This is a genomic window from Luteibacter sp. 9133 (genome assembly GCF_000800155.1).
In the GTDB taxonomy this organism is placed as follows: domain Bacteria; phylum Pseudomonadota; class Gammaproteobacteria; order Xanthomonadales; family Rhodanobacteraceae; genus Luteibacter; species Luteibacter mycovicinus.
The window spans coordinates 1,115,025-1,133,080 of the sequence record NZ_JUHO01000001.1 but is presented as its reverse complement, the minus strand read 5'-3'; the positions used below and the strand labels follow the sequence as shown (position 1 = coordinate 1,133,080).

Annotated in this window: 18 protein-coding genes; 13 read left to right on the top strand and 5 right to left on the bottom strand. The window is 66.7% G+C overall.

Translation table 11 applies throughout. The annotated features are described in order from the left end of the window. Window positions 1–53: 53 nt before the first annotated feature. The 4 genes from wrbA (at window position 54) to FA87_RS04815 (ending at window position 3,308) form a co-directional block, all read left to right on the top strand. A complete protein-coding gene (gene wrbA, locus FA87_RS04830; protein ID WP_036115205.1) occupies window positions 54–656 on the top strand; it encodes an NAD(P)H:quinone oxidoreductase in 603 nt (200 codons plus the stop codon). Next, window positions 653–1,051, top strand: a complete 399-nt coding sequence (locus FA87_RS04825; RefSeq protein WP_308847161.1) for a DUF2069 domain-containing protein — start codon at window positions 653–655, stop codon at window positions 1,049–1,051. Before wrbA ends, FA87_RS04825 begins: the two co-directional genes overlap by 4 nt. A 93-nt stretch (window positions 1,052–1,144) precedes the next feature. Further along, entirely contained in the window at window positions 1,145–2,785 is a 1,641-nt protein-coding gene (locus FA87_RS04820) for an acyl-CoA dehydrogenase family protein (protein ID WP_043692740.1), read from the top strand. Window positions 2,786–2,822: 37 nt separating this feature from the next. Further along, the gene (locus tag FA87_RS04815; protein ID WP_043692738.1) at window positions 2,823–3,308 is read left to right on the top strand and encodes an asparaginase domain-containing protein; all 486 of its coding nucleotides are present in this window, start codon (window positions 2,823–2,825) and stop codon (window positions 3,306–3,308) included. Between the two features lie 37 nt (window positions 3,309–3,345). Here the strand turns inward: FA87_RS04815 and FA87_RS04810 are convergent, their stop codons facing one another. Both FA87_RS04810 and FA87_RS04805 read right to left on the bottom strand, forming a co-directional pair. Further along, complete coding sequence (locus FA87_RS04810; RefSeq protein ID WP_197062363.1) at window positions 3,346–4,683, bottom strand: S8 family peptidase; 1,338 nt, start codon at window positions 4,681–4,683, stop codon at window positions 3,346–3,348. Window positions 4,684–4,921: 238 nt separating this feature from the next. Then, window positions 4,922–6,775: a M4 family metallopeptidase gene (locus FA87_RS04805; protein ID WP_079520773.1), complete on the bottom strand. Its 1,854-nt coding sequence runs from the start codon at window positions 6,773–6,775 to the stop codon at window positions 4,922–4,924. A 248-nt stretch (window positions 6,776–7,023) separates the two neighbouring features. Here FA87_RS04805 and FA87_RS04800 point away from each other — a divergent pair, with 248 nt between their 5' ends. Further along, window positions 7,024–7,473, top strand: coding sequence for a DUF4279 domain-containing protein (locus FA87_RS04800; RefSeq protein WP_043692736.1), 450 nt, complete (start codon window positions 7,024–7,026; stop codon window positions 7,471–7,473). A gap of 17 nt (window positions 7,474–7,490) precedes the next feature. On the opposite strand, the gene sufT is transcribed toward FA87_RS04800, so the two are convergent. Beyond that, a complete protein-coding gene (gene sufT / locus FA87_RS04795) occupies window positions 7,491–8,048 on the bottom strand; it encodes a putative Fe-S cluster assembly protein SufT (protein WP_043692734.1) in 558 nt (185 codons plus the stop codon). Between the two features lie 194 nt (window positions 8,049–8,242). Between sufT and FA87_RS04790 the strand changes: the two genes are divergently transcribed. From FA87_RS04790 to FA87_RS04760, 7 genes are all read left to right on the top strand, one after another. Further along, window positions 8,243–8,689 (top strand): hypothetical protein, encoded by a 447-nt coding sequence (locus FA87_RS04790; protein ID WP_043692731.1) that lies wholly within the window; start codon window positions 8,243–8,245, stop codon window positions 8,687–8,689. A 141-nt stretch (window positions 8,690–8,830) separates the two neighbouring features. Continuing rightward, complete coding sequence (locus FA87_RS04785; protein ID WP_036118197.1) at window positions 8,831–9,412, top strand: RNA polymerase sigma factor; 582 nt, start codon at window positions 8,831–8,833, stop codon at window positions 9,410–9,412. Continuing rightward, the gene (locus FA87_RS04780; protein ID WP_036115221.1) at window positions 9,409–9,786 is read left to right on the top strand and encodes a hypothetical protein; all 378 of its coding nucleotides are present in this window, start codon (window positions 9,409–9,411) and stop codon (window positions 9,784–9,786) included. The genes FA87_RS04785 and FA87_RS04780 overlap by 4 nt, the downstream gene beginning before the upstream one ends. Window positions 9,787–9,791: 5 nt before the next feature. After that, window positions 9,792–10,370, top strand: coding sequence for a DUF3106 domain-containing protein (locus tag FA87_RS04775; protein ID WP_052191145.1), 579 nt, complete (start codon window positions 9,792–9,794; stop codon window positions 10,368–10,370). A 14-nt stretch (window positions 10,371–10,384) separates the two neighbouring features. Next, a complete protein-coding gene (locus FA87_RS04770; protein WP_036115224.1) occupies window positions 10,385–10,957 on the top strand; it encodes a nitroreductase in 573 nt (190 codons plus the stop codon). Continuing rightward, complete coding sequence (locus tag FA87_RS04765; protein WP_255349731.1) at window positions 10,954–11,844, top strand: 5'-3' exonuclease H3TH domain-containing protein; 891 nt, start codon at window positions 10,954–10,956, stop codon at window positions 11,842–11,844. The genes FA87_RS04770 and FA87_RS04765 overlap by 4 nt, the downstream gene beginning before the upstream one ends. 61 nt (window positions 11,845–11,905) lie before the next feature. Beyond that, entirely contained in the window at window positions 11,906–12,490 is a 585-nt protein-coding gene (locus FA87_RS04760) for an NUDIX hydrolase (protein ID WP_036115229.1), read from the top strand. A gap of 48 nt (window positions 12,491–12,538) precedes the next feature. Here FA87_RS04760 and FA87_RS04755 read toward each other — a convergent pair whose 3' ends face one another. Further along, window positions 12,539–13,180, bottom strand: a complete 642-nt coding sequence (locus FA87_RS04755) for a hypothetical protein (protein WP_043692728.1) — start codon at window positions 13,178–13,180, stop codon at window positions 12,539–12,541. 298 nt (window positions 13,181–13,478) lie between these two features. On the opposite strand from FA87_RS04755, the gene dnaE reads away from it, so the two are divergent. Further along, window positions 13,479–17,024 carry a DNA polymerase III subunit alpha gene (gene dnaE / locus FA87_RS04750; RefSeq protein ID WP_043692726.1) on the top strand — a complete coding sequence of 1,182 codons (3,546 nt, stop codon included), beginning with the start codon at window positions 13,479–13,481 and terminating at the stop codon, window positions 17,022–17,024. A gap of 36 nt (window positions 17,025–17,060) precedes the next feature. Here the strand turns inward: dnaE and FA87_RS04745 are convergent, their stop codons facing one another. Beyond that, on the bottom strand, window positions 17,061–17,813 hold the full coding sequence (locus FA87_RS04745) for a hypothetical protein (protein ID WP_043692723.1): 753 nt from the start codon (window positions 17,811–17,813) through the stop codon (window positions 17,061–17,063). Window positions 17,814–18,056: the final 243 nt, after the last annotated feature.

Below are 18,056 nucleotides of genomic sequence, written 5' to 3'. Positions count from 1 at the left end.
TTGGGAACGTAAACAGTTCTGCGAGACTAGTGCCTTCGCAAAGGCACTCATCCATGTCCCACGACGTTCTCGTACTCTACTACAGCCGCACTGGCCACACGGCCCAGCTCGCCCGACTCGTTGCCCGCGGCATCGAGGAAGTCCCCGGCATGCGCGCTCGGTTGCGCCAGGTACCTCCCGTGGCCCCGGTGACCGAAACCGCCATGCCGCCGGAACCCGAGGAAGGCGCGCCGTACGTCAGCCGGACGGACCTGGTCGAGTGCGTCGGTCTGGCCATGGGCAGCCCGACCCGCTTCGGCAACATGGCGGCCCCGCTCAAGCATTTCCTCGACACGACGGGCGCCGAATGGGCATCCGGCGCGTTGGCCGGTAAGCCCGCCGCGCTGTTCACCTCGACCAGCACCATGCACGGCGGGCAGGAATCGACCCTGCTGACCATGGCCCTGCCCCTGCTCCACCACGGCATGGTGATCGTCGGCCTGCCCTACACGGAGCCGGCGTTGTCCAGCACGACCACCGGTGGCACGCCGTACGGCGCCAGCCACGTCGCCGGCTCCCGTGGCGACAACGCGATCAGCGAGCACGAACGCGACCTTGCCCGCGCGCTGGGCAAGCGTCTGGCCGACATCGCGCGGCGGCTCGGCACCCCGGCATGAACGAAACGCCACAGGGCACGGGCGGCTCAGCCGGGCATCGCACGGCGCGCATGGGCGGGATGAACGGCCTCAGCGCCAGCCAGAAGACCGGACTGACCGCCTGGGCGGCACTGATCGTCATTCAGCTGCTCTGGTACTCGCTGTACCCGCCGGTCTCGATACCGACGTGGGTGGCCTTCGCGATCACCGTTCCGCCGCTGCTGCTCCCGCTGATGTCCCTGCCCCGCGTCACCCGCGCGCTGCTCTGGGTGGGCATCCTGGCGCTGTTCTACTTCTGCCACGGCGTGGCGGAAACCTGGAGCTCCGCGAACGATCGCTGGCTCGGCATCCTAGAAATCGTCGTGACACTGCTGCTGATCGGCACCCTCGGCGCAGGCGTGCGCCGTCGCCGGTAAGGTCCAACCGGGCGTCATGCTGCTCCGCGTATCGACGCGGGCGTCCGCAGGATGCAGGCTTGGCTATCCGATCGACACGCCAAGGACGTCACGATGGCATTCGTGCAGCACGCGCCGCAGCTGGCGCACCCGTTTCAGCATGATCGCGTGCTCCAGGCATGGCTCGCGCAACGGCTTCCCGCGGAGCGCGCCGCGGCCGTGCGCCCGGACCTCGATGCCCTCGGCGACTACGCCGTCATGGCCTGGGAACGGCGTAACCGCACCCCGCGCACCGAACCGGTGCTCACCTCGTGGGATGCGTGGGGTAACCGCGTCGACCGGATCGCCCTGACGCCGGCGTGGGAAGAAGGCCCGGCCATCACCACACGCCACGCGGTGCTCGCTTCAGGTCACGAAGCCTCGCCCTGGGCGCGCGTCGAGGAGTTCTTCCGGGTTTACATCTACCACGTGTCGAGCGAGTTCTATTGCTGCCCGCTGGCGATGACCGACGGCGCCGCCACGGCGATCCGCGCCTCCGGCAACGCGGCGCTGATCGAGCGGGCACTGCCGCACTTCCTCAGCCGCGACCCGGCCTCGTTCTGGCTCTCCGGCCAGTGGATGACCGAGACGCCCGGCGGCTCGGACGTCGGCCGTACCGAGACGGTCGCCCGGCAGGACGCGAACGGTCAGTGGCGGCTTTACGGCCGCAAGTGGTTCAGCTCCGCCGTCGTCGGCGAGGCCGCGCTCGCCCTTGCGCGCCCCGAAGGCGCTGGGCAGGGCACCGCCGCGCTGGGGCTCTTCTACGTGGAAACGAAGGACGACCACGGTGCGTGGCGTGAGATCACCATCGACCGGCTCAAGAAGAAACTCGGCACCCATGAACTGCCCACCGCCGAGATCCATCTGAACGGTCTGCCGGCCATCCCGGTCGGCCCCGTCGACCACGGTGTGCGCCAGATCGCACCCATGCTCAACGTCACCCGTACCTGGAACGCCGTCTGCGCGGTCGCGAGCATGGCCCGCGCGATCTCCCTGGCGCGAGACTACGCGACACGCCGATACGCTTTCGGCGCGCGTCTCATCGACCACCCGTTGCACGCGCGCACGCTGGCCGACATGCAGGCCGAATACGAGGCCGCCTTCGCCCTGACCTTCCACGTGGCCGAATTGCTCGGGCACGTCGAGCACGGCCAGGCCGGCCCCCTGGACGCTCCCCTGCTCCGGCTGCTGACGCCGCTGGCCAAACTCTGGACGGCCAAGGTGTCCATCCGCGTCGTCTCCGAAGCGCTCGAGTGTTTCGGCGGCGCGGGCTACATCGAAGACACCGGCCTGCCGCAGCTCCTGCGCGACGCGCAGGTCTACGCGATCTGGGAAGGCACCACCAACGTGCTGTCGCTAGACATGCTGCGCGCGCTGGGCAGCGTCGGCGTCGCCCCGATCCGCGGCGCGGTCGCCGCGCTGGCCGACGAAGGGAGCCCCGAACGGCGCGCCATCGACAGGACGCTCGATGCGACCGAAGCCCTTCTGGGCGACGTGGCGGCCGACCGGGCGTCCCTCGAGGCGTCGGCGCGAGGCATCGCCTTCACCCTCGCACGCTGTATGGCGGCGGCCCTGCTCGCCCGTGCCGCACGGGCGGGCGATTCGGCCGGCGACGCCCGCCCGGCAGCCGCTCTCCGCCGGTTCGTCGCCCGCGGCCTCGATCGTCTGGCTCTTCCCGACAACGAGGGCGACAGCCTGCTCGCCGGCAGCATGTAAGATAGGCGCCCGTTTCACCCGGCTTCCCAGGTCAACCATGCAGCAGCTCACCATCGTCACCACCGGCGGCACGATCGACAAGGTCTACTTCGACGACAAGTCGGATTACCAGATCGGCTCCCCGCAAATCGGCGACATCCTGACCCAGCTCGGCGTCGCGTTCCGCTTCGACGTGATTCCGATCCTGCGCAAGGACAGCCTGCACGTGACGGACGAGGACCGTGCGCTCATGCGCAGCACCATCGAGGCCCAGCCGCATCGTCATGTGCTGGTGACCCACGGCACCGACACCATGGTGGAAACCGCGCGTGTACTCGCCGGCATCCTCAACAAGGTGATCGTGCTGACCGGCGCCCTGAATCCGGCTCGTTTTCAGGGGTCGGACGCCGTGTTCAACATCGGCTGCGCGGTGGGCGCGGTACAGACGCTGACCGATGGCGTGTACATCGCCATGAACGGCCGCGTGTGGAATCCGGAAAGCGTCCGCAAGAACCGCGACGCGAACCGCTTCGAAGCCATCTGATTCGAAGCGATCCGATACGCCGGCCTGAACGCGCCGGTCAGGGCTTGCCACGATCTTCGACGACGGCGTCCACCGTGGCGCCCGCATCCATCAGGCCCGCACCACAGCCTTTCGGGCAGGGACCGGGTAAAGGCCGCGCATTGTCGACGAGCTGACGCGTGATCGCTTCCACACCGATCGCGGGATCCGCCGATCGCATCAGCGCCACCAGCGCGGAAACCTGGGGCGCTGCCATGGATGTGCCCGCGTAGTACTTGAGAAGAGGCCTGCCCTCACTGCCGCGCTTGCCGCCATCGACGGTCGACAGGATGTCGTCGGCACCGAACGTCGTCAGCGAGCCACCCGGCGCAGCCAGGGTGACGCCGTCGCCGTGGTTCGAGTACCAGGCCATCGATCCGTCGCGTGCCAGCGCATTCACGCTCACGACGCCCGCGCAATTGGATGGAGAGACCGCGGAGGCACGGATGCCGTCGTTACCTGCCGCCGCTACGACGGCGACACCACGCGAGCGCGCCTGTCCGATGGCCGTCGCCAGCGCCGTCCCGCAGGCACCGGGCGTCCTCAGGCTCAGGTTGATGACGTCGGCGCGGCGGGCGATCGCGGGAACACCCGGCAGTTCACCACCGCTCGCCCAGACGATCGCGTCCGCCACATCCGAGAGACGGCCCCCGCACTTGCCCATCACCCGCACGGGGATCACCTTCGCCTCGGGCGCGACGCCCAGCATCCCGCGACCATCGGGTGACCTCGCCGCCACGAGACCGGCGACATGCGTGCCGTGCCACGATGATTCGGACGCCGTTGACGAACCACACTCGCCCGCGTCGCTCCAGTCGCCTTCGTCCGCGGGATTCGCATCGCGCCCGTCACCATCGCGTGCCGCGGCGGCATCGCTGACGAAGTCGTAGCCCGGCAAAAGCTGGCCGACGAGTTGCGGATGCGGTGCGATGCCGGTGTCGAGTACGGCCACCACGGATCCGGCGCCTTTCGTGTAACGCCAGGCCACCTCCGCGTCGATGCCGACACGAGGATCGTGCATGTACCACTGGCGATGCCATAACGTCGTAAGGCGGCCTGCGGGCGTGACGATGCGGTCTTCTTCGATATCGATGACACCCGCCATCGATGCGAGCACACCCGGATCCAGGCCGTGCACGTCGAAAACCTCGCCGCCCGCCGCAAGGGTGCGCACATGCACGGGCTGGGCGATGCGCGTGGAACGCGCGTGCGATACACGTGGATGCCTTGCGGCTGCCGCACTGACCCTGTCGCTGAAGTGCACGATGTATCGATCGGCGGGCATCTCGCCAGCCATGGCGACAGGTACGGGCACGCAGGCCGCGGCGACGAGTAAAGCTAAACGGGGATACGTCATCGATCGCATCTCGGACACCCTGGGAAAACGCGGCGACGCCGCAGTCGCTACAACGTAGGCCGATCCGTTCCCGGCCAGTACGCGCCGACGCTCATCAAGGCATGTAGGCGAAATGGGGATGCACGTTAAAGGGTTTGCGAGCAGCGAAGTGTGCAGACAGGCATCCTCCCGACGCGGGCACAAAAAAGGGCCCGGACGTTTCCGTCCGGGCCCCGACGCAGCAAGCGAGAGGGGTCGCTTACGGCGTCCAGGTTGCCTTGAGCGAGACGCCCGAGAACGTCGAGTAACCGCGGACCTTCACGTAATACGTGCCCGCCTGGGTGGTGGCGAAGGTGCAGGTTTCGTTGTTGCCCGAAACGTACGGACGGCAGTTGTAGCTGGAGGTGGTCGGTGCGGAACCGAACTTGACGTAGAGATCCGCATCACCGGTACCACCGCTGGTCACGATGCTGAGGTTCTTCGCGCCAGCCGCCACCACGACGGTGTAGCTGAGTTCGGTACCCGAGCTGCCGGCAAGGCCGGTCTTGGCCACACCGTTCTGCAGCGCCGTGCCACCGGTACCGCCACCGCCGCCGGTCGAGCAGCTGACACCCACGCCGGTGAAGGCGGTGGCGACATCCGTCGCGGAGTAGCCGAGATCGGTCGCCGCGCTGGCGACACCGCAGGCACCGGAGTTGAACGTGGAGCTGGCGGTCCAGTACAGGGCATTGGCGCGGGCGAACACCTTGAATGCCTTCACCGTGTCCCAGCCACTGGTCTTGGCCAGCAGGCAGAACGCCTTGTTGTAGACACCCGACGAGTAATGCACGTCGAGACCGCTGTAGTAATCGGACGCATTGTCGATCGAGCCACCGTCCTGCGACGGCGTGCACATGTAGCGCAACGCGTTACCGATACCGGCGCTGGTCTTGACGATGTCGGCACCGACGAGGAAGTCGTTGCTGCCGCGGTCGTAGTATTCGGCCGCTTCACCGGCGATGTCCGAGTAGGCCTCGTTCATGCCGCCCGACTGTCCGCTATAGGCCAGGTTGGAGTGCTGTTCGGTGTAGCCATGGCTGATCTCGTGCGAGGTCACGTCCAGGGCGACCAGCGGGTAGAACGTGCTGGCACCGTCGCCGAAGGTCATCGAGCTGCCGTCCCAGAACGCGTTCTCGTAGGAGCTGCCGTAGTGCACCTTCATGATCAGAACCTGGTTCAGCGGCGCCGCGCCGGTGTACGAGGTGTACATGTCGTGCACCACGCCACCGAAGTGGTGGGCATCGTTGATCGGGCCGTAAGCGCCGTTGACCGCGTCACCGCTCGATCCGGCGCTGCAGGTGAAGCTCCACAGCGTGCCGCTACCCGACGTCGCCTTCTTCATGTTGTACGACTTCACGTAGGCGTTCTGCGCCGTGCAGGTCGTGCCGGATTGCGTCACGCGCAGCGCGGGCTTGCCGCCGGCACCCCACGTGTACTGTCCGGTTTTCTGATTGCCGCCCGGACCGGTCGCATCGATCTCGGCGTAGGTCAGACCTTCCCACTGCTCGATGATCTCGCCGGTGTTGGCGTCGATCAGGGCGGTCGGGCGGGTGGGATGGTCACCGCCGGAGAAGAACGAGGTGAGATAGACCAGGCGCGCGGGAGCGCCGTCACCCGGATAGATGTACAGATCCGCCTTGACGTTCTCCGGTTTCACGGTGGCGACGCCGGCCAGCGACGGCGCCTGCTTGCTGAGCAAGGCGACGGCGCGCGTGCCGTCCAGCCTGGGGGTGACCGAGGCGATATCGACCTGCAGGTCGGACGTGACCGCACCGTTGGCCACCAGCGCATTCCCCTGCGTGTCCTGCTCGACGGCGATGCTGCGGCCATAGACCGGCACGCCCTTGAAGGTCTGCTGCATGCGGACGGTCTGCGTGCCCTTTACCGTGGGCAGCGAGGCTTGTGCGACGAATCCGTTGTCGGCGGAAAGTCCCAGTTTTGTCGCCAGCTGGTTGGCCGGTACGGCACCCAGGCTCTGCGCACGCAGTGCCTGTTCGGTAGCCGCCGATGCGACCGAGGTGGCGGCGATCCCGAGGGATGCGACCAGGAGTTTCAAGCGAACATGAGTTGCCATTAACGTTCCTCCTCCAGGAATGGGCCGCACTCCGCCATGGCGGACCGTGAGGACCACACTCCGAACGATTTGAATTCGCGCCGCGGCGCGATGCCCGTTTTTTGTCGCGACGACCGGTCCCCCAACCGGAAGTCCTCATCAACCTAGCGCAAGAATTCGCGACCGACTACCTAGGGATTTCCCTAGGGCGGCAAAAAACGCGATGCTACGCACGAATTGCGAACACGAACTTGCGAAGGGGGCGACGCATGGCGCGTTTATCGGATCTGGACCTTGACCTGCGTCGACTGACGCCGACGGTGCGCGCCGCGTTCCGTCTCACGTCGGAGCGGCACACGCTGGATCATCTGCTGAGAGAGGTCGGCATCGAGGGTGCCGTCACGTGGCAAAAAGGCGAAAGCATCGCCTCGACGACGTTGCAGCGGCGGACCAACGGCTGGTGCTTCGAACTGCCGCCGCAACGCACGTACATGCTGGACGACGCGCTGACGGAGTTGCTGCACGCGCTTGCGCCGCATCGCGACGAGATCGTCGCGCTGTCCAGAGCACTCGAACTCGACGCACACGTCGCGCTCGACACCGACATCTATGAAGACCGCATCCCGACCGGCTACCTGTCACCCGCCAACGTGAAAGCCATCGCGACATACGGTGCGTCGCTCGGCACGGAGATTCATCTCGCCGAGCCGAACGGCTGAGGACGGCGTCGCCGGGATCAGAGCATCCCGGTTTCGAGCTTCGCCGCATCGGACATCATGGAGTGATTCCAGGGCGGGTCGAATACGAGATCGACATCGGCCTCGACGATCGTGGGAATGAGCTCGACCTTGGTGCGGACATCGTCGACGAGGATGTCGCCCATGCCGCAGCCCGGCGCGGTCAGCGTCATCTTCACGTAAACGCGGCGCGAGCCCTCGTCGGTGGATTCGAGGCTGACGTCATAGACCAGACCCAGCTCCACCACGTTGATGGGAATCTCGGGATCGAAGCAGGTGCGCAGCTGCTGCCAGACCAGCTTCTCCACGTCATCGTCCGTCGCGCCGTCCTCGAGTTCGATCGGGCGCGGCGGCTCCTTGCCCAGCGCGTCGGCGTCGTCGCCGGCGATGCGGAACAGGTTGCCTTCCACGTAAACGGTGAAACTGCCGCCGAGGGCCTGGGTGATGTAGCCGATCTGCCCGGCGGGAAGCGTCACCGTCTCACCCTGCGGCACCATGACTGCCTGGCAGTCACGTTCGAGGGTGAAGGGCTCGCTGCTGAGGCTGAAACCGCTCATTGCTGTCCTGTAAAGGCCGCGCCGCGGCCGCAAAGTCGTCGATTATGCGCCCGCCCGCGAAGCGGGGGTAGGCACCTACCGGCTTAACGTCGGGGCGCACGCGTCGGGGCACAAGAGCGCCCGGCCGCTTGCCCCGCTATGATGGCCCCCTTTTTGCCGCACCCGGGATCCCATGCGCGACCTGACCGAAATCCATGCCGGCTGAGCGCACAGGCCTTCCCGGTTTCCTCTTCGGTGCACTCTGCGCGGCCATGTTCGGCCTCGCCGCGGGCGCCGTCTGGATGCTCCCCTCGATGATGTTCGGCCGCGCCCTCCCGGCCCTCGTGCTACCGGTGGGCTGGGCGCTGGGTCTCGTCGTGCGCCGCTGGCTGCGCTTCCGCGGTCCTGTCGGCGCCGTCCTGGCCGGCGCGGCAACCCTGCTGGCGGCCCTGTACACGGCGTGCCTGGTGGTCGCCGCCACGATCTCCGGGATGATGGGCATCGGCTTCGGCCAGGCCATCGCCGACGCCGGACCGGCCATGCTGCTGGACCTCGCCCGTCTCGCGCAGCGCCCGGTCGACCTGTCGCTCTACCTGACCGGAGCCCTGATCGCGGCCCTTACCGCCTGGCCGCTGGGACGGCGGAAGCCGCGCGGCGACTGACTTTCATAAGCGGTAAATCCCCCTACGGGAAAGATATTGCGGGGAAGTAACAGTCAACCGGCGGTCGATGACCGCGTTTACCGGAGTGAACCTGGCGATATGGAGCACGAGGATGCGAAACACGACGATGCGGAGAAAGCCGTGAACGGCTCCCTCGCACTCGACAGCGCATCGCTCGAGGATCTGCGCGAGGTCCCGGCGAACATGGACGCCTTCCTGGCGGGTATCGAGCGACGCGCCTGGCGTATGGCCGAAATCCACCTGGGCAACAAGGACGACGCCATGGATGCCGTCCAGGACGCCATGCTGCGACTCGTCAACCATTACGCGGGTAAGCCCGCCGGTGAGTGGACGCCGCTGTTCTGGGGCATCCTGCGCCGACGCATCGTCGATCTGCAGCGGCGCCGCAAGGTCCGGTCCATCGTCGTCAGCTGGATGGGCGGCGGTCGCGACGACGAAGGCGACGAACTCCCGATGTGGGAGCCGGCGGACGACGCGCCGGATCCCTCGGCCCGGTTGCAGGACACGCAGGCCTACGGCGACATCGTGACGGCCGTGCGCAAGCTGCCCCGGCGCCAGCGCGAAGCGTTCACGCTGCGCATCATGGAAGGCCTGGATGTGGCCGAGACGGCCGCCGCGATGGGCTGCTCGGACGGCAGCGTGAAAACCCACCTTTCGCGCGCGATGCATGCGCTGCGCGATCAACTGGAGGCTTGGCGATGAGCCAGCACGATCGAGAACTCGAACGTCGCGCCCGGGACCTGTACCTGCGGGCCAGCCGCGACGTGGATCCGGCCACCGCGGGCCGCCTGCGCGCGGCGCGGCGCACCGCGCTCGCCCGTCCGCAACCGTCCATGACGCGACGCCTGCTACTCCCCGCAGGTGCCTTCGCCGTGGTCGCTCTCGCTTCGCTGATGATCTGGCAGCCGCGGGTATCCCCCTCGGACATGCCGGTGGCCACCCAGCAGTCCGCCGAGGCGGAGCCCAGCGATCTGCCGCCCGATGCCGACAGCGCGGACCCCGCGCTGTACAAGGACATGCAGTTCTACAGCTGGCTCGCCTACAACGACGCGCCCTCGTCCCCGTCCCGCAAGTGAGCCCCATGCGCCGCCTTCCGCTCGTCCTCGCCCTGTTCATGGCCTTCGCGGCGCCGCTGACGGCGAGCGCGCAGGATCGCCCCCCACCGCCGCCCGGCGGTGAGATGCCGCTGCCGCCGCCCCGTCCGTGGAGCGCGCTGTCGGCCGACGAAAAGGACATCCTCGCGCCGCTGGCGCATGACTGGGACACGTTCCCGCCGCAGCGCCAGTCGCGGATGCTCGAGAAAGCCCAGCGCTGGCGCGGGCTGCCGCCGGATCGTCGTGCGGAAATCCGCGACCGCATCGAACGCTGGCAGCACATGACGCCGGAGGAGCGCGCGGAGGCACGCCGGAACCAGCAGAAGTTCCAGGACCTCTCCCCTGATCAGCGCGCCCGCCTGCACGACGCCTTCGAGCGTTTCAGGAACCTCACGCCCGACCAGCGGCATGCGCTGATCGAAAAGTGGCGCAACATGACACCCGATCAGCGCCGCGACGCGGTGGACCACGCGGGCCCGAACGACATCGTGCCCCCGCCCCACGGCGGTCCGGGCAGCCCCGACGGCCCGGGCGATCGCCGGCCGCCTCCCCCTCCGGGGGAGTGAGCTAAACTGGGGCAATGACCGAAAACGACCTGGCTTTCCTCAACGACCGCCGTTCGGTGCCTTCGCGCCAGCTCGGCGAACCCGCCCCCGATGACGCCACGCTGCGCCGCCTCCTCGAGGCCGCGATCCGTGTGCCCGACCACGGAAAACTCGAACCCTTCCGCATCCGCGTGCTGCGCGGCGAGGCCAAACTGGCCTTCGGCCGCAAGCTGGCTAAGCTGGCGGTCGAAGCCAATCCGGGCCTGTCCGAATCCAAGCGCGAGAAAGAACAGCGCCGCTACGAATTCGCCCCGCTGGTCCTGGTCGTTTCGGCGAAGATCGACACCGACAGCAAGGTCCCCGAGCTGGAGCAGGACCTTACCGCCGGCTGCGTCGCCTATAACATCCTGCTCGGCGCGCAGGCGCTCGGCTACGGAGCGCAGTGGCTCAGCGGCTGGGCCGCCTACGACCGTGAGGTTGCGAAGCTGCTCGACATGAAGAAAAGCGAACACATCGTCGGCTTCATCCACATCGGCACGGCCGCCATCGACGCGCCGGAGCGCGATCGTCCGTCGTACGACGACATCGTGAGCGTGTGGTCGCCGTGAGCGACGACTCCCTCGTCCACCTGGTCGACGGCAGCCTGTATGTGTTCCGGGCATGGCACTCCATGCCCGACGAATTTCACGACCACGAAGGCGAGCCGGTCAACGCCGTGCACGGCTTCACGCGATTCCTCTGCGAGCTGCTCGAGCGCAGCCGTGCGGAGCACATCGCGGTGGCGTTCGACGCGTCGCTCACCACCTCGTTCCGCAACACGATCTATCCGGCGTACAAGGCCAACCGCGACCTGCCACCGCCCCATCTGGTCCGTCAGTTCGGGCTGTGCCGCGAGATCTCCGCAGCCCTTGGCCTCACCGTGCTCAACGATCACCAGTACGAGGCCGACGACCTGATCGGCAGCGCGCTGTGGGGCCTGCGCTCGCATGGCTTCCGCGGCGTCATCGTTTCCGCCGACAAGGACTTCGGTCAGTTGCTCGGCGAGCACGACGAGCAATGGGACTTTGCGAAGAACGTGCGCTGGGGGCCTTCCGGCGTCTTCGACAAGCTCGGCGTGCATCCACACCAGGTCGCAGACTATCTGGCGCTGTGCGGTGACGCGGTCGACAACATCCCCGGGGTACCTGGCATCGGCGCGAAGACCGCGGCGGCCCTGCTTGCCCACTTCGGCAGCCTGGACAACCTGCTCGATCGCATCGACGAGGTGCCGTACCTGCGCATCCGCGGCGCCGCGGCCTGTGCGGCTCGTCTGCGTGAACATGCGGAACAGGCGCTGCTGTGCCGTCGCCTTACCCGCATCGCGCTGGATATCGCCGTCGCCGAGACCGCCGATGCCCTGAGCCGCCGTCAGGGCGAAGCCGCCACGATCGACGAATTGTGCGAGCGCCTGCGCTTCGGACCGCTGACCCGGTCACGCCTGCGCGCCTTGATGTAATACGTCACCCAGTCGATATACCCTTGGTCGGATATTCCCTTATCCCTCCAAGGAACCCGCCATGCAGACCAGTCCGCTGCCCCATGCCTCGCCGATCCCCGATGACGCCAGTGCGCCGGAAGAGGTCCTGCACAAGGCGAAGTGGCTGACCCTGAAGAAGCGCGGCCGCTGGGAATACGCCGAACGCAACAATCCGGGTGGCGCGGTAATCATTCTCGCGGTGACGCCCGACGACAAGGTCGTCTTCGTCGAGCAGTACCGCGTGTCGATCCTGAAGAACACCATCGAGATGCCCGCCGGCCTCGTCGGCGATCTTGCCGGTGCCGAGGACGAGGACGTACTGCTGGCCGCTCGCCGCGAACTGGAAGAAGAAACCGGCTACGCCTGCGGCAGCATCGAGTTCGTGCATGAGGGCCCGTCGTCGGCCGGCATGAGCACGGAGATGATCGCCTTTGCACGCGCCTGGGACCTGTCCAGGGTGGGCAAGGGCGGCGGTGACGAGACGGAAAACATCATCGTTCACGAAGTGCCACGTGCCGAAGCCGGCAAGTGGCTGTTCGACCGTGCGAAGGAAGGTTTCTCCATCGACGCGAAGCTGTTCGCGGGGCTCTGGTTCATCGAGCATCCCGAAGCGCACATGCGCTGACAGCGACCGGCAAACCCACTCCGGCCGGGTGGCCGGAGTGGGTGACGATCAATTCGCCGCGGTCGGCTGGACGCTGACGTGCACGTTCTGGATCGACACCGAGCCGCCTTCCATCCACATCTCATGGCCTCCCGGCGTCGAGAGCCGCTCCTCCGACTGGATGTCGACATACAGGAAGTTGGGATCGAACCCGACGTTCTGGCCCGGCACGGTGAAGCGGAACGTGCCGACGGCATCGCCGCCGAACGTGGCCCTTTTCTCGCCAAGCTCCAGTCGGTGACGCCCCTGATCGTCACCCAGCCAGAAATTCACTCGCAGCTTGCCGAGCGCGCCGCCCTGGACCTGCGTGAGACCTGCGTTGAACTGGACGGTGTAACTGACGTCGCCGCCGTAATACGTCGTACCGAGGGGCGTAAACCCACGGACCGTCATGGTCGGAGCGCGCCACGCCGGGCCTACGCCTCCGTCGATCTGCTCGCCAGGGTGGCCGAACGATTGCCACATCGAGGTCCGATCGAATAAGCCGTGGTCGGTCTTCAGTCGGCAGGCTGCCTGTGCCATGGCATCGATCGAGCCGCTGCAACCGGGGAGATTTTCCAGTGACGGAGCCGCCAGCGCGTGACCGGTGAAGAGCAGGGTCGCGATCGCCGCCGTGGCGACCCACCGACGGTGAGAAGAGTGCTTGCGCATGACTTACATTCCTTTGTGAGTGATGAGGGGTAGTACGGACACTGGCGCCAGGGCGAGGGAGGGGGATAGCTCAGGCGCCAGCCGACGGGATTGTCGGCCGATTGCTCAGGAAACTGTGGCCTGCTGACAGGCCTGACGGCATAGGCCGCAGCAACCTCGCGGCGACCACCTACACGGACCCGCTATATCACGTGCCGAGGCCGCCAGATGGCTGCCCGGCGGACAAATCCGTCCTGTCAATTCTTGTCCCCGCCCCCTTCCCGGCGTAGCCTTCCCTCTGCTCTGCCCGGCGCCGCCCATGTCCGTTCGTTTCGCCCATCTCCACCTGCACAGCGAGTACTCGCTGGTCGACTCGACCATCCGCATCAAGCAGCTGGTCGCCGCCTGCGCACGGGCGGGTATGCCCGCCGTCGCGCTGACGGACGAGAACAACATGTTCGGGCTGGTGAAGTTCTACAAGCAGTGCACGGCGGCGGGCATCAAGCCGATCGGTGGCTGCGACATCTGGGTCTCAAGCCCCGATGATCCGCGCCCCTGGCGTCTCACGCTGATCTGTCAGGATCGCGACGGCTACCTCAATCTCTCCCGGCTGGTTTCACGCGCCTGGCGCGAAGGCCAGGGTACCGGCCGCGCGCTCGTCGATGGCGCCTGGATGCATCCGGAGAGCGTACGCGGCCTGATCGCCATCGCCGGTCGCGAGAGTGAAGTCGCGCGCGTCGCGCTGACGGCGGGTCTTCCCGCCGCGACCCTGCGCCTCGGCTTCCTGCAGCGCCTGTTCCCCGACCGTCTTTACCTCGAACTGACCCGCACGGGCCGTGAGAACGAAGAAAACTGGGTGCGCGCCGCCATGGCGCTGGCGGGCGATAACGAGCTGCCCGTAATCGCGAGCAACGACGTGCGCTTCCTGCTGCGCGAAGACTTCGATGCGCACGAAGCCCGCACCTGCATCAACCAGGGCCGCGTCCTCGCGGATCCGAAGCGCCCGAAGGATTACAGCGAAGAGCAGTACTTCAAGTCGCCCGAGGACATGGAGGCGTTGTTCGCCGACATTCCCGAGGCGCTGGAAAACACGGTCGAACTGGTCAAGCGCTGCAATCTCGTGCTCGAGTTCGGCACGTATTACCTGCCCAACTTCCCGGTCCCCGAAGGCCACACGCTCGACACCTTCATCCGCGATCTCGCGCAGAAGGGACTCGAAGAGCGCCTCAGCCAGCATCCCATCGCCGCCGGCAAGACGCTGGAGGATTATCAGGCGCGCCTGGATCGCGAAGTCGACGTCATCATCCGGATGGGATTTCCCGGCTACTTCCTGATCGTTGCGGACTTCATCGGCTGGGCGAAGGACAACGGTATTCCGGTGGGCCCGGGCCGAGGTTCGGGTGCGGGCTCGCTCGTGGCGTGGGTGCTGAAGATCACCGACCTGGATCCGCTGCAGTTCGAGTTGCTTTTCGAGCGCTTCCTCAACCCCGAACGCGTGTCGATGCCCGACTTCGACATCGACTTCTGCATGGATCGCCGCGACGAGGTGATCGACTACGTGGCGCGCAAGTACGGTCGCGATCACGTCAGTCAGATCATCACCTACGGCTCGATGGCGGCGAAGGCCGTGCTGCGCGACTCCGGTCGCGTGCTCGGCATGGGCTACGGTCAGGTCGACCGTCTCGCCAAACTCATTCCCAACCGTCCGCTCGACCTCACCCTCGGCGACGCTCTCGGCCGTACGGAAAAAGCCAGGAAAGAACCCGATCGCGTCGTCAAGGAATTCTGCGACGTCTACGATCAGGAAGAAGAGCCGCGCCAGCTGATCGATCTGGCGCTCAGCCTCGAAGGTCTCACCCGCAACGCCGGCAAGCACGCGGGTGGCGTGGTGATCGCGCCCACACCGCTGACCGACTTCGCCCCGCTGTACTGCGAAGCCAGCGGCGAAGGCGTCGTCACGCAGTACGACAAGGACGACGTCGAGGCGGTCGGCCTGGTGAAGTTCGACTTCCTCGGCCTGCGCACGCTCACGATCATCGACTGGGCGGTCAAGGCGATCAACAGGCGCCGGGCGAAGGAAGGCACGGACGCGCTGGTGATCGAATCGCTGCCGCTGGACGATCCCAAGGTCTACGACCTGCTGAAGAAAGCGCAGACCGTCGCCGTCTTCCAGCTCGAGTCGCGCGGCATGCAGGGCATGCTGAAAGAGGCCCAGGCCGACCGTTTCGAAGACATCATCGCGCTGGTGGCGCTGTACCGCCCCGGCCCGATGGATCTGATCCCGAGCTTCTGCGCGCGTAAGCATGGGCGCGAAGCGGTGGAATACCCGGATCCGCGCGTCGAACCCATCCTGAAAGAGACCTACGGCATCATGGTCTATCAGGAGCAGGTGATGCAGATGGCGCAGATCGTGGGCGGTTACACGCTCGGCGGCGCCGATCTGCTGCGCCGTGCGATGGGTAAGAAAAAAGCCGAGGAAATGGTCAAGCACCGCGCGACCTTCCGCGAAGGCGCCGCCAGGGACGGGATCGTGGGCGACAAGGCCGACGCGATCTTCGACCTGATGGAGAAGTTCGCCGGCTACGGCTTCAATAAGTCGCACGCCGCCGCTTATGCGCTGGTGTCGTATCAGACCGCCTGGCTGAAGGCGCACTACCCCGCCGAGTTCATGGCCGCGACGATTTCGTCGGACATGGACAACACCGAGAAGGCCGTCACCTTCCTCGAAGAAACGCGGGCGATCGGCATAAAGGTGCTGCCGCCCGACGTCAACGCGTCGGACTGGATGTTCGAAGCGGTGGAACCGCGCGTGGTGCGTTACGGCCTTGGCGCGATCAAGGGCGTCGGCCAGGGTATCTGCGAGGAAATCGTCGCCGAACGCAAGGCGAAGGGGCCGTTCCGCGGACTGGTCGACTTCTGCCAGCGCGTCGGCTCGAGCAAGCTCAACAAGCGCACCATGGAAGCGCTGGTCCAGTCCGGCGCGCTCGACGCGCTCGGCGAGAACCGCGCCACCCTGGTCAAGCACATTCCCGAAGCGATGCGCGCCGCCGACCAGGAAGCGAAGAACCGCGCTTCGGGACAGGTCGATATCTTCGGCAACGCGTTCGGTGAGGCGGAAGCCCCCAGCATCATCGAACTCTCCGGTTCGGTGCCGGAGTGGCCACTCGAACAGCTGCTGCAGGGCGAGCACGACACGCTCGGCCATTACCTGTCCGGTCACCCCACCGACCCGTGGAAGGCCGAACTGGCGCAGCTGGGCAGCTGTCCCATCGGCGAGATTCCGCAGCGCTACCAGCCGCCCAAACCGCGCCGTAACGACGACGACGAAAACGCCAACCGCTTCCGTCGCGGCCCGGATACGCCGTGGACCGTGGCCGGCATGGTGGTGGGCATGCGCAAGCGTGGCGAGAGCGATGCGTTCGTCCAGATCGAGGACGCGACCGGCATGCTCGAGACGAGCTTTTTTCGTGACGTGTTCACCGACGCCGCCCCCCTGCTCACGCGCGGAAGCATGATCGTGGTCGAAGGGGGCCTGCGTATCGACGACTTCGCCGGCGGCTATCAGCTGCGTGCCCGCAAGGCCTACGCGCTGTCCGATGCCATGGAGCACTTCGGCCGCCTGCTCACGCTGAAACTCAACGGCGTCGGTCCGGACTTCCCGCAGCACCTGCGTCAGGCCCTGATGGGTTATCGTGGGGGACGTACCCCGCTGATGCTGGCCGGCTACCGCAACGCGGAAGGCCAGGCCAGCCTGGAGCTGGGCGATCAGTGGCGCGTGCGCGCCCTCCCCGACCTCGTGCGCACCTTGCGGACGATCCCCGGTGTTCTGGGGACCGAGCTGCGCATGGTACGGCCGGCCGACTGAGCGCCGGCCGCTCCTGCCGGCCGGGCGATACGCCGCCTATTCGGACGCCGACAGCTGGACGGGAATCTGGCCGGGGTAGGAACGGACAACGACGACATCGTCCGCCTTGATCGCACCGACGCCGTCGACTTTCTGGATCCTCACGCCGATATGCCGGACATGCGAGCCTGCCGGGACGAGGACGCTGTCGATAAGTTCGCCCGAGGGCCAGCCCCCCGAGTTCAACTCGCCCTTGATGGCCTGTGTCTTATGCGCCGCGTTCCACTTCTTGTCGCCGTCGTCGAACGCGGTGGCCATGAGGACCGTGGCACCGCCCTGCTCGGCACCGACATGCGCGTGGACGGTGTAGACGAAATCGTCGGCGTCGGCGGGCGGGAGGGCGACCCACTGGGTCACACTGTCTTCGGGCTCCGCCAGGCGCACCGTCCGATAACGGTTATTCGCCGTGTCGTAGAGCGCCAGCGACGCGTTGTACCTGTCGGCGCCAGGTCCTTCGAAGACCCAGGGCGCCAGGTGATCGGCCATCGCGTGGCGCTTCGTGTTGAACCCGAACCACTGGTACTCGCCATGCCAGAAGGCGTCGTTTACGCCTTCAAAGTCACCGTTTGGCACGGTGAGCCGGCAGATCTGGCCTTCCGCGGCGATGTCGCACTCGGGCATGCGATGGATCGCGTAGGGGCCGGGGATCTCGGCGAACGCCACGTTCGCCCCGGAGACGCTGGCGACCAGGCCGACCATCAGAAGCGAGAAGCGGCGGCGTTTTGCGATACGGTGAATTGCACCGGGCATGATGATTCCTTTCGTCAGAAGAGGTGATCCTCCCGTCGACGCGAAGGTCGAGGCAGGGCCGCGGGCAGCCGTGCCCGCCGACGCATTGAAGCAAAGATCACACGTCCCGGGGGACCGCCTCACAGCGGCGCCAGTCGTACCTACATGAATTTCGGGCAATTCTTACCTCCCGGGCCGACCGTACCCTCGCGCACACGTCCCAGGGCGCCACTGGGTATAATCAGCGGTCTTGTCCGGATGCTT

Bases quoted from the DNA above. Each gene is read 5' to 3' on its own strand.
- wrbA (WP_036115205.1), top strand. From the start codon at position 54: ATGTCCCACGACGTTCTCGTACTCTACTACAGCCGCACTGGCCACACG.
- FA87_RS04825 (WP_308847161.1), top strand. From the start codon at position 653: ATGAACGAAACGCCACAGGGCACGGGCGGCTCAGCCGGGCATCGCACG.
- FA87_RS04820 (WP_043692740.1), top strand. From the start codon at position 1,145: ATGGCATTCGTGCAGCACGCGCCGCAGCTGGCGCACCCGTTTCAGCAT.
- FA87_RS04815 (WP_043692738.1), top strand. From the start codon at position 2,823: ATGCAGCAGCTCACCATCGTCACCACCGGCGGCACGATCGACAAGGTC.
- FA87_RS04810 (WP_197062363.1), bottom strand. From the start codon at position 4,683: ATGACGTATCCCCGTTTAGCTTTACTCGTCGCCGCGGCCTGCGTGCCC.
- FA87_RS04805 (WP_079520773.1), bottom strand. From the start codon at position 6,775: ATGGCAACTCATGTTCGCTTGAAACTCCTGGTCGCATCCCTCGGGATC.
- FA87_RS04800 (WP_043692736.1), top strand. From the start codon at position 7,024: ATGGCGCGTTTATCGGATCTGGACCTTGACCTGCGTCGACTGACGCCG.
- sufT (WP_043692734.1), bottom strand. From the start codon at position 8,048: ATGAGCGGTTTCAGCCTCAGCAGCGAGCCCTTCACCCTCGAACGTGAC.
- FA87_RS04790 (WP_043692731.1), top strand. From the start codon at position 8,243: ATGCCGGCTGAGCGCACAGGCCTTCCCGGTTTCCTCTTCGGTGCACTC.
- FA87_RS04780 (WP_036115221.1), top strand. From the start codon at position 9,409: ATGAGCCAGCACGATCGAGAACTCGAACGTCGCGCCCGGGACCTGTAC.
- FA87_RS04775 (WP_052191145.1), top strand. From the start codon at position 9,792: ATGCGCCGCCTTCCGCTCGTCCTCGCCCTGTTCATGGCCTTCGCGGCG.
- FA87_RS04770 (WP_036115224.1), top strand. From the start codon at position 10,385: ATGACCGAAAACGACCTGGCTTTCCTCAACGACCGCCGTTCGGTGCCT.
- FA87_RS04760 (WP_036115229.1), top strand. From the start codon at position 11,906: ATGCAGACCAGTCCGCTGCCCCATGCCTCGCCGATCCCCGATGACGCC.
- FA87_RS04755 (WP_043692728.1), bottom strand. From the start codon at position 13,180: ATGCGCAAGCACTCTTCTCACCGTCGGTGGGTCGCCACGGCGGCGATC.
- dnaE (WP_043692726.1), top strand. From the start codon at position 13,479: ATGTCCGTTCGTTTCGCCCATCTCCACCTGCACAGCGAGTACTCGCTG.
- FA87_RS04745 (WP_043692723.1), bottom strand. From the start codon at position 17,813: ATGCCCGGTGCAATTCACCGTATCGCAAAACGCCGCCGCTTCTCGCTT.